The organism is Sphingopyxis sp., from assembly GCF_035565275.1.
GTDB lineage: Bacteria > Pseudomonadota > Alphaproteobacteria > Sphingomonadales > Sphingomonadaceae > Sphingopyxis.
Map to the genome: position 1 here is coordinate 1 of NZ_DATMST010000188.1, position 9,611 is coordinate 9,611.

The 9,611-nt window shown below is 63.9% G+C and carries 15 protein-coding genes and 1 pseudogene; 9 read left to right on the forward strand and 7 right to left on the reverse strand.

Annotated elements, in window-relative coordinates:
• Together VN047_RS13345 and VN047_RS13350 are read right to left on the reverse strand one after the other, a co-directional pair.
• Positions 1-196: pseudogene (locus VN047_RS13345) on the reverse strand (acetyl-CoA carboxylase, biotin carboxyl carrier protein); the annotation flags it as partial.
• A 71-nt stretch (positions 197-267) separates the two neighbouring features.
• Complete coding sequence (locus VN047_RS13350) at positions 268-708, reverse strand: type II 3-dehydroquinate dehydratase (RefSeq protein WP_325543437.1); 441 nt, start codon at positions 706-708, stop codon at positions 268-270.
• Positions 709-789: 81 nt separating this feature from the next.
• Between VN047_RS13350 and thiS the strand changes: the two genes are divergently transcribed.
• The 4 genes from thiS to VN047_RS13370 are packed head-to-tail and all read left to right on the forward strand — an operon-like array spanning position 790 to position 2,972.
• Positions 790-990: a sulfur carrier protein ThiS gene (thiS, locus tag VN047_RS13355; protein ID WP_248453220.1), complete on the forward strand. Its 201-nt coding sequence runs from the start codon at positions 790-792 to the stop codon at positions 988-990.
• Positions 990-1,340, forward strand: a complete 351-nt coding sequence (locus tag VN047_RS13360) for a VOC family protein (protein WP_325543439.1) — start codon at positions 990-992, stop codon at positions 1,338-1,340. The genes thiS and VN047_RS13360 overlap by 1 nt, the downstream gene beginning before the upstream one ends.
• Before the next feature lie 2 nt (positions 1,341-1,342).
• Complete coding sequence (locus VN047_RS13365) at positions 1,343-2,119, forward strand: thiazole synthase (RefSeq protein ID WP_325543441.1); 777 nt, start codon at positions 1,343-1,345, stop codon at positions 2,117-2,119.
• A gap of 1 nt (position 2,120) precedes the next feature.
• Entirely contained in the window at positions 2,121-2,972 is an 852-nt protein-coding gene (locus VN047_RS13370; RefSeq protein WP_325543443.1) for an amidohydrolase family protein, read from the forward strand.
• A gap of 18 nt (positions 2,973-2,990) precedes the next feature.
• Here VN047_RS13370 and VN047_RS13375 read toward each other — a convergent pair whose 3' ends face one another.
• Positions 2,991-3,731, reverse strand: coding sequence for a pentapeptide repeat-containing protein (locus VN047_RS13375; RefSeq protein WP_325543445.1), 741 nt, complete (start codon positions 3,729-3,731; stop codon positions 2,991-2,993).
• Positions 3,732-3,943: 212 nt separating this feature from the next.
• On the opposite strand from VN047_RS13375, the gene VN047_RS13380 reads away from it, so the two are divergent.
• Positions 3,944-4,126, forward strand: coding sequence for a CsbD family protein (locus VN047_RS13380; protein ID WP_325543447.1), 183 nt, complete (start codon positions 3,944-3,946; stop codon positions 4,124-4,126).
• An 80-nt stretch (positions 4,127-4,206) separates the two neighbouring features.
• On the opposite strand, the gene VN047_RS13385 is transcribed toward VN047_RS13380, so the two are convergent.
• The 3 genes from VN047_RS13385 to VN047_RS13395 form a co-directional block, all read right to left on the reverse strand.
• Complete coding sequence (locus VN047_RS13385; RefSeq protein ID WP_325543449.1) at positions 4,207-4,956, reverse strand: hypothetical protein; 750 nt, start codon at positions 4,954-4,956, stop codon at positions 4,207-4,209.
• 136 nt (positions 4,957-5,092) lie between these two features.
• Positions 5,093-5,644: a GNAT family N-acetyltransferase gene (locus VN047_RS13390; protein ID WP_325543451.1), complete on the reverse strand. Its 552-nt coding sequence runs from the start codon at positions 5,642-5,644 to the stop codon at positions 5,093-5,095.
• Positions 5,645-5,820: 176 nt separating this feature from the next.
• Positions 5,821-6,219: a glycine zipper 2TM domain-containing protein gene (locus VN047_RS13395; protein ID WP_325543453.1), complete on the reverse strand. Its 399-nt coding sequence runs from the start codon at positions 6,217-6,219 to the stop codon at positions 5,821-5,823.
• A gap of 182 nt (positions 6,220-6,401) precedes the next feature.
• Here VN047_RS13395 and VN047_RS13400 point away from each other — a divergent pair, with 182 nt between their 5' ends.
• On the forward strand, positions 6,402-6,623 hold the full coding sequence (locus tag VN047_RS13400; RefSeq protein ID WP_325543463.1) for a hypothetical protein: 222 nt from the start codon (positions 6,402-6,404) through the stop codon (positions 6,621-6,623).
• A gap of 23 nt (positions 6,624-6,646) precedes the next feature.
• Complete coding sequence (gene rarD, locus VN047_RS13405; RefSeq protein ID WP_325543455.1) at positions 6,647-7,561, forward strand: EamA family transporter RarD; 915 nt, start codon at positions 6,647-6,649, stop codon at positions 7,559-7,561.
• On the opposite strand, the gene pyrC is transcribed toward rarD, so the two are convergent.
• Positions 7,558-8,583: a dihydroorotase gene (gene pyrC, locus VN047_RS13410; RefSeq protein WP_325543457.1), complete on the reverse strand. Its 1,026-nt coding sequence runs from the start codon at positions 8,581-8,583 to the stop codon at positions 7,558-7,560. The two genes, rarD and pyrC, sit on opposite strands and share 4 nt — an antisense overlap.
• A 57-nt stretch (positions 8,584-8,640) precedes the next feature.
• Here pyrC and VN047_RS13415 point away from each other — a divergent pair, with 57 nt between their 5' ends.
• Together VN047_RS13415 and VN047_RS13420 are read left to right on the forward strand one after the other, a co-directional pair.
• Positions 8,641-9,366, forward strand: coding sequence for a folate-binding protein (locus tag VN047_RS13415; RefSeq protein ID WP_325543459.1), 726 nt, complete (start codon positions 8,641-8,643; stop codon positions 9,364-9,366).
• Between the two features lie 32 nt (positions 9,367-9,398).
• On the forward strand, positions 9,399-9,611 hold a 213-nt coding region (locus tag VN047_RS13420), incomplete at its 3' end, for a hypothetical protein (protein ID WP_325543461.1).

The following is a 9,611-nucleotide window of genomic DNA, read 5'->3' on the forward strand; positions in this document are numbered from 1 at the left end:
CAGCTGCGACGGGCGCTGCGACCGGAGCGGGTGCATAGGCGAGGGGCGCGGCGGCGGTCAGCGTCCGCGCGACGCGCACCTTGCGATCGCCATCCTCGACCTCGATTTCCGAAAGCTGCGTATCGTCGAGCAGTTCGGCGAGCGCGCGCACGAACGCCGGATCGATGTTGATGCCATTGTCTTTATGGTCACCCATGAGAATATTTCCTGTTGCTGCGGCGCTCGTATGCCGGCGCCCTAGACCCCGTTTTTGATGCGCCCCCTTTGTCAGAGACGGGCAGCCGCGTCCAGCGCCAGCGTATAGCTGTTCGCGCCATGCCCCGCAAAATGGGCTACGGCGGCCATCCCGACATAGCTCAAATGACGAAATTCCTCACGCTTCATCGGATCCGACAGATGGACCTCGATCACAGGCACCTTGATCGACTTGATCGCATCATGAATCGCTATCGATGTGTGGGTGTAGCCCCCCGCGTTGAGCAGCACGGCTTTCGCGCCGGCGATATAGGCCTCGTGCAGCCAGTCGATCAGCACGCCTTCATGGTTCGTCTGGCGGCATTCGACGCGAAGGCCGAGTCCGGCCGCCTGCGCTTCGAGCCGCGCGTGGATGTCGTTCAGCGTATCGGTGCCGTAAATCTCGGGCTCGCGCGTACCGAGCAGGTTAAGGTTGGGACCGGAGAAGACGAAGACGGTGGGAAGGTCGGGCAAATGCTTGGCTTTCGGTTGCTACGGTGCGCTCTCCCCCTATATGGGCTGCTCGGCAAAAGGCAAAGCAAGGCGGATTCCCCGGTGATCTCGGTTATCCTCAACGGCGAACAGCGGCAGGTACGCGAAGGCAGTATCGCCGACCTCGTCGCGTCGCTGGGACTCGATGTGAAGAAGGTCGCGGTCGAGCGGAACCGCGAAATCGTACCGCGCTCGACGCTCGCCGACGTCGCGCTCGCCGAAGGCGATGCGTTGGAAATCGTCCATTTTGTGGGGGGCGGCTGATGGCGGTCGCCCGGATAGTCCCCAATCGTTACACAGACGATCCGCAGACGGGCAAAGGCTTCTTTGGCGATGTGCTGGGGCTGGATACCGCGATGGCGATGGATTTCATCACCACCTATCGCTCGGCTGCGCAGCCGCTGGCGCAGATCAGCATCCTGACCGGGGATCCCTCGGGGCTGCGTCCCGCCTATTCGGTGGGTGTCGACGATGTCGACGCGGTGCATGCGCGCGCGGTCGCTGCGGGGCACGAGATACTATACGCCCTGCGCGACGAGCCTTGGGGCGTTCGCCGCTTTTTCGTTCGCGACCCGCTCGGCGATATCGCGAATGTGGTACAGAATAAGGATTGAATGTGCACAAGATCGACAGTTGGACCGTCGCTGGCCGGACATTTACATCGCGCCTGATCGTCGGCACCGGCAAATACAAGGATTTCGAACAGAATGCCGCTGCGGTCGCCGCCTCGGGTGCCGAGATCGTCACCGTCGCGGTGCGCCGCGTCAATGTGTCGGATCCGACCGCGCCCATGCTGACCGATTATATCGACCCCGGGAAGATTACCTACCTGCCGAACACCGCGGGCTGCTTCAACGCCGACGATGCGATCCGCACGCTGCGGCTCGCGCGCGAAGCCGGGGGATGGGATCTGGTGAAACTGGAAGTGCTCGGCGAGGCCAAAACGCTCTATCCCAACATGCGCGAGACGCTCGAGGCGACGGAGGTGCTTGCGAAGGAAGGCTTCCTGCCGATGGTCTATTGCGTCGACGATCCGATCGCGGCGAAACAACTCGAAGATGCGGGCGCGGTCGCGATCATGCCCTTGGGCGCGCCGATCGGATCAGGACTTGGCATCCAGAACCGGGTGACGATCCGCCTGATCGTCGAGGGAGCTTCGGTGCCGGTGCTCGTCGATGCGGGCGTCGGTACGGCCAGCGATGCGGCGGTGGCGATGGAACTCGGCTGCGACGGGGTCTTGATGAACACCGCGATCGCCGAGGCCAAGGACCCCATCCGCATGGCGCGCGCGATGAAGCTCGCGGTCGAGGCGGGGCGCGATGCCTATCTCGCCTGCAGGATGGGGCTGCGCAAATATGCCGACCCGTCGAGCCCGCTCGCGGGGCTGATCTGACATGAAGCGCCTGCCGCTCGCCGCTGCCGCCTTGCTGTTCGCGTCTTCGGCGGCCGCACAGGCGCCGATCGACAGTCATGTCCACTTGTGGGACGGCGAAAAGTCGATCGCGGCCTATGAGGCGCAGGTGAGGGGCGCTGGTCTGACGGTTTCCGCTTTCGGCGGCATGTGGTTTGGCGGGCCTGAAAACCAGGCGCTTGCGGGTAATCCCGACAGCATTCGCGCGCACAACGACGCGCTGCTTGCGCTGGCGAAAAAGCACAGGAACATGGTACCGATCGCGACGGTGCATCCTTACGACGGCGCCGCAGCGCTCGATGAATTGCAACGCGTCGCGGGGCTGGGCGTCAAGCTGCTCAAGATTCATCCGCACACGCAGAAATTCGACCCCGCCGATCCGCGCGTGCTCGCCTTGGTCAAGCGTGCTGGCGACCTGGGCGTGACGGTCGTGATGGACAATGCGAATATCGTTCCGGGGGGCGACAGCGAGAAATTGTTCAACCTCGCGCTGCATGCGCCGAAGACGAAGTTCGTCTTCGCGCATATGGGCGGGCTGAACTTTCGCTTCTGGAATATCCTGAAAATGGCGCGCACTGCCGAGGGATTGTTCGGCGACAATATCTATTTCGACATTTCGGCGATGGTGACGCTGGCGGCGGATTCGCCGATCGAGGAAGAATTCATCTGGACGATGCGCAACGTCGGGATCGACCATATCCTGATCGGATCGGACTATCCGCAATTCTCGCTCGCACAGACGCTCGACGCGTTCGAAAAACTCGATCTCAGCGCAGCGGAAAAAGCGAAGATCCGCCACGAGAATGCTCGCAAGCTGTTCGGGCTGAATCCTTAAGTTCGTGTGTTCCGGGCGTCAGCCCGGATAGACCTCCAGCCCCATGGCCGCCAGCAGATGCGGCTGCTGGTCGGCCGACACGACCATGCCTTCGAGAGTCGCAAGTTCGCGAAGGTTCAGGCCGGCCAGATCGGCGTCGCGAAGATCGGCGCGTGCGAATTTGGCACCCGCCGTGAGGGCAAGCACCAGATCGCAGCCGCGCAGGTCCGCGCCCTCGAGTTCCGCGTCGAACAGAACCGTTTCGCGAAGGTTCGAGCCCGAAAGATCGCAGTCCGGCATCCGTATGCCATTGAGGTCAGCGAATTCGAGATTGCAGCCGCGCAGGGTCGCGGCGGTCTTGACGAGCGTGCGGCCGAACACCCGGCTGAAATCCGCCTTGTGAAACGCCGCGCCGCGCATGTTGCACGCGTCGAACTCGACTCCGAACAGGGCCGAGCGGTCGAATTTCGCGAACGACAGATCGCTTCGGGCGAACTGTGCCTGATCGAGGCGCGAAAAGGCGAATTGCGCGCCCACATGGCCGACGTCGTCGATGAAGGAGCAATTTTCGAAACGCGCGTCGCGCATGTCGACATTGGCAAAACGGCAGCGGATCAGCCGGCATCCGGTCAGGCGCGCATCCTGCAGGCACGTCCCCGTGAATTGGACGTCGCGCAGGGTGCACGCGGTCAGGGTCGCCCCGGCCAGATCCGCTTCGGCGAAGTTGCAGTCGGACAGATTTTCATCCTCGACGATGCAATTCGGCTCAAGCTGGGCCATCGTCTCTTCCTCCATCGACGTCGGGCCGGAGGGAATAGATAGTCGGATGGAACATATCAAGAACAATGATCTGGGCGGAGTGGATATCACGCTGCAACCGTCGATCATCCTTGGCGATGAACGTCTCGGCGCGCTCGACGGAACGTTGACGATGGTGAGCCGTTGATCGGGAAGAGGCGCCCCTCCGCCTCTGAAAAGCAAGGAGAATTCCCGTGGGTGAACTGACGGAAAAAGCCAAGGGCCTCGCCAATGAGGCGGCCGGCAATGCCAAGCAGGCGGCCGGCAAGGCAACGGACAACGAACGTCTTCGTGCCGAAGGCGAGGCACAGGAGCGCAAGGGCGAAGCCCAGAATCTGAAGGGCAAGGTCCAAGGCGCGCTCGGCGACAAGATCTGACGACTTGCGCGTCACGCAAGTGAAAGGCCCCGGGGTTCCCTCTCCCCGGGGCCTTTTCACTTTATAGCATTGCCCGAGCCTTATTTGCCTCCGGACGCCACCAGATCGACATCGGTCATCGCGCCGTCGCGGCGCATCATCAGTACATAGGCAAGATCGCCCTTGGTCCCGCCGAGCATATGCTCGCTGCCGTTGACGCGGTGATCGCTGGTATAGCCGGCACGCACCGCCATCGTGTGATAATAGTCGAGCACCGCCTGCATCGACGCCGCGGTCTGGAAATTGACGACGCGGATGTTGCACTTGCCGCCCGCGATCCCCGCCGCCTCGCGCAGCGTGGCACGCGGATAGACCTTGAACGCCGCAGGCAGACGCTCGGCCCAGGCATTGCTGTACGTCAGCTTGGCGTCGCAGCCGCCCTTTTGCTGCTCGCGTGCGAGCGCGCCGATCGTGACCGGGCGCTTCTGCGCCTCGCAGCCGTCGCATCCGGCCTCGAAAGGCAGGGCTTTGGGCGCGCTGAGCAGCTTGCCGGCGGCGAGCGCGGCCGCAGCTTCGGCGACCGTCGCGGCCTTGCCGGCCGCGACGCCCGGAACGCCGCCATCGACCGGCCTGTTGCCCGGACCGATAGCATTCTGGTTCGATTGCCCGGTCAGCTTGGGGTCGACCATGATCTTGTCTTCGAGCGAGCCCTTGATCGCAGGGTCGTCGTTGGTCAGCCCGTCGTCGAGCGGCGCGAGGTCGGCCTTCGCGTCGGGATTGTCCCGGCATCCGGCGAGCGGGGCGGCCGCCATCAGCAAACCGGCAACCAGCCATTTTCCGCGCAACATCATCGCTAACACTCCCTTAATCCTTTGCCGGGAATGCCCGATTCTGGTCAAAAAGGCGCAAATAAAATGCGTTAACGCGCAGACCTTTGTTCGCTGAAAACTGTCTCGGAGCGAGACGCTTTTGATGACACCGCCGCAATCAGGGCAGGAATTCCTTGCGCTTCACCCGCCATGCGTCGGCGCTCTGTGTCCATGCATCGACAGGCGCATCCTCGAATGGAGCTGGCAGGCGGGTCGGGCCGCTGTTCGTCGCGCCAAGCCGTTTCGCCAGCGCCTGCGACCGTGTGTTCGCGGGGTCGATGCTATGCATGAGCTCGGGCCATTTCAGGAATTCGACCGCAAAATCACATGCAGCGACCGCGCCTTCGAAGGCGTAGCCCTTGCCGGCAAATTTGGCGCGGACGCCATAGCCGACCTCGGGGGCCGGCCAGCCGTCGGGTTCCCATGGCCCCAGCCGTCCGACCCAGTCGCCGGTCTCGCGCTCGATCACTGAAAACATCGAAAAACCGCGGATGTGCCACGCGCCGGCCAATGTGCACCATTGCCGCCAGGCTGCCGATCGCGGACACGTGCCCCCGATGAAGCGCATCGTATCCTCTTCGGTGCACATTTCGGCAAAGCCGTCGAAATCCTCGGCCGCAGGTGGCCGCAGGATCAGCCGCTCGGTGACGAGCAGGGGGCCGTTCAACATCATCATTCTCCTGCAGGCGTGGCCGACGCTTCTGCGGCAAGAGATGATTTTGGGCAAGGGACAGGCGTATGCAGGATACGCTTGAGGGCACCGGTGATTAAACCGGTGCCCTCTCCATCAGCGAGTACGGGTGGAGGGGTCTCGAACCCGCACGCGAGATGGCTAACGGTGGTTGGTTATCGGCAGCGATATTTGTCGCGGTCGATCTCGCGGCCAAGGAGCGCGCCGCCCGCGGCGCCGAGCACGGTGCCGAGCAGCTTGTCGCCGCCGCCGGCAATTTCATGGCCGGCAAGGCCGCCGACGGCGCCGCCGATCAGCAGGCCGGTCGTGCCATTGTCCTTCTTGCAGCGATAACGGCCATCGTTGTCGCGCCAGATGCGGGTGTCGCGGCCCACGCGTTCGTCGCGCGCGTAATGGCGGCGATCCTTGCGCTTGCGATAGAAGTCCGACGACTGTTCAAACTCGTGATATCCCGGCGCCTTGGCGGGCGTGGTGACGCCAGCATGAAGCGGCGTGGTGCCAAGGACGCTGGCGGCGACGAAGGCGCCCATCAGGCCTTTGGTCAAGATACGCATAAAAAATCCTTTCCTGGTTTTCGGCACCTCATTCCCTGTCGGGACCGGGGGCTTCGAAAGGCAAAACGAGCCGGGTTCGCGCCCCGTTGCATGAACCTGAGGCAACAAGACGAAGCGAGTGTATCCGTCGACGAACCGAAAAGCACTTGCTGCATTGCCGACGGCGTGCGACAAACTTGGCCATGCTCAATATCGCCTCGCTCGTCATCGGTGCCATCGCGCTGGTTCTGGCCGTATTTGCCTTCATCCCGCTGCTGGGCTGGGCGAACTGGGTGATCGTGCCTGTCGCGGTTGTGGGACTTGCGCTCGGCGCAATGTCAAACAGCACGTCCGGGCGCAATCTGAACATCGTCGTCATCGTCATCGGCGTCATCCGCCTGATGCTCGGCGGCGGCATCATCTGATCTACCAGATAGTCCAGGGTACCATGGCACAGACACCGGCCCCCTCGGGGAGCAATCAGGGCGGGCTGCCCTATGCACTCGCCGCTTATGGGGTCTGGGGTTTCGTCCCGCTCTTCTTCAAGCTGCTCTCTACCGTCCCGCCGGCCGAGGTGCTGGCGCAGCGCATCATCTGGTCGCTACCGTTCTGTTTTCTTATCATGCTCTTCCGGCGGCAGATCGGCGAGTATCTGGTCGCGTTGAAAGACTGGAAGATATTGCGTCTGCTGATTGCGAGCGCGGCGCTGATTGCGGTCAACTGGCTCGTCTATATCTATTCGATCTTCACCGATCATGTGCTCGCGGCGAGCCTCGGCTATTATCTGAACCCGCTCGTCAATGTGATGCTCGGGATGATTTTCCTCGGCGAACGGCTGTCGCGGCTGCAACTCGTCGCAGTCGTCATCGCGGGCGTGGGCGTCGCGATCCTGCTCGCGGGCGCGCTCGACACGCTGTGGATCAGCCTGACGCTCGCCTTCTCGTTCGCCTTCTACGGGCTCATCCGCAAGATCGTGCCGGTGGGGTCGCTCCCGGGGCTGACAGTAGAGACGACGGTGCTTCTCGTGCCCGCGGTTGCGGTTTCCGCCTGGTATCTGTGGATCGGAGACGGGCGCGGCTTCGGCTCGGACGGATCGATCACCCTGCTGCTGATGGCGGGAGGCATCGTGACCGCGGTGCCGCTGCTGCTGTTCGCGACCGCGGCGCGGCGGATGAGCTATGCCGCGCTCGGCTTCGTCCAGTATCTGGCGCCGACGGTGCAGTTCCTGCTCAGCCTGTTCGTGTTCCGCGAACCGCTGAAACCGGTGCAGCTCGCCTGCTTCCTTTTGATCTGGGTAAGCATCGCGGTGTTCAGCTTCGACATGTGGCGCAAGATGCGCGCCGACCGGATGGTCGCCGCCTAGGAGACAAGACGCCAGCCGATGGTCTCGCCGGCGTGGAAGGGGACGACGTCGCCGACCCGGTCCGGAACGACCGTTTCGGCGCGTTCGAGCGTCACTGTGCCGGTGTTGAGCGGCAGGCCGTAGAAGCGCGGACCATGTTCGCTGGCGAAGCCCTCGAAATTGGCCAGTGCGCCATCTTCGTCGAACGCCATCGCATAGCTTTCGAGCGCATAGGGGGCATTGAAGATGCCTGCGCAGCCACACGAAGCTTCCTTGGTGTGGACCGCATGCGGCGCGCTGTCGGTGCCGAGGAAGAATTTGGGCGAGCCCGAGGTTGCGGCGGCGCGCACGGCGAGCCGGTGATGCTCGCGCTTGGCGACGGGAAGGCAGTATGCGTGCGGGCGGATGCCGCCGACGAGCATCGCGTTGCGGTTGATGTGCAGATGCTGCGGCGTCACCGTCGCGGCGATGCTGGCAGGCGCGTCGGCGACGAACGCGGCCGCCTCGGCGGTGGTGATGTGCTCGAAGACGATCTTCAGCGCCGGCAGCGCGCGGACCAGCGGTTCGAGCGTGCGTTCGATGAACACCGCCTCGCGGTCGAAGATATCGACGTCATGGTCGGTAACCTCGCCGTGGATCAGGAGCGGCATGCCGATCTCCTGCATCTGCTCGAGCACAGGCATGATGTTCGCGACGTTGGTGACTCCGTGCGCGCTGCCCGTCGTCGCGTGCGCGGGATAGAGTTTCGCGGCGGTGAAAATGCCCTCGGCATGGCCGCGCGCCATCTCGTCGGGGCTGCTGTGGTCGGTCAGATAGGCGACGATCAGCGGCATAAAGTCGAGGTCTGACGGTACCGCGGCGTTGATGCGGTCGCGGTACGCGCGGCCTTCCTCGGCGGTGGTGACCGGCGGCGACAGATTGGGCATGACGATCGCGCGCGCGAACTGGCGTGCGGTATATGGCGCGACATGGTCCAGCATCGCGCCGTCGCGCAGGTGGACGTGCCAGTCATCGGGGCGGCGGATCGTCAGGCGGTCGGTCATGGGCAGACTCTTCAAATGGATGCTTGGTTTTGGCTGTCGCGTCCCTAGATTATCGCCATGACCAATACCACCCTTCACGACCGCGCGCTGATCCGCCTGTCGGGCGACGATGTCCGCGGCTTCCTGCAGGGGCTGGTCACCAACGACACGTCGGGCAATCTTCCCGTGTGGGCGGCGCTGCTCTCCGCGCAAGGCAAGGCGCTGTTCGACTTCCTGATCTGGGGCGACGAAGGCGACATATTGATCGATTGCGAAGAGGCCGTGGCGGGCGATCTCGTCAAGCGGCTCAGCCTGTATCGCTTGCGCCGCGCGATCACGATCGAACGCGAAGCCGGTCTCGCGGTTCATTGGGCGCAGGCGGGCGATCTCGGCGTCGTCGATCCGCGCCTGCCCGAACTCGGCCAGCGCTGGCTCGCGCCCGGAGAGGAGGGCGAGGGTGCCGACGCCGCCTGGCGCGCGCACCGCCTGTCGCTCGGTGTGACAGAGGGCCGGGCCGAACTCGGCGACGGCACGACGCTATGGCTCGAATGCAACGCCGCCGAACTGAACGGGGTCAGCTTTACCAAGGGATGTTACGTCGGACAGGAAAATACCGCGCGGATGAACTGGCGGCAAAAGGTCAACCGGCGGCTCGTCGTCGTGCCGATTGCCGAGGCCGACGAAAAGCGGCAGGTGACCCGCTACCCCGAACTCGGCCGGTCGGTCGAGCATCGCCGGACCGAGAATATCGATGTGGCCGCGGCGCCGGCGTGGCTGCGCGAGGGGCTTTCCGCCGGTTCATGACAGGTGCAGCCTGTGCTGCTAGACTGATGGCCATGCGTGCCATGCTGATTCCGTCGGCGCTCGTCGCCGCTTTCACCTTCCTGTCGGCTGCCGCAATGGCGGCGCCGGCCTCGCTGTTGCCCGCCGGACCCGAGGCTGCCCGGCCATCTTCCAGACTGTCGCCTCTCGCGTCCGATTCGGCGTGGACGCCGCGATTCGAGGCCGCGGCGGACGAACTGGCCGCGGCGCTGCGCTCGCGCGACGAG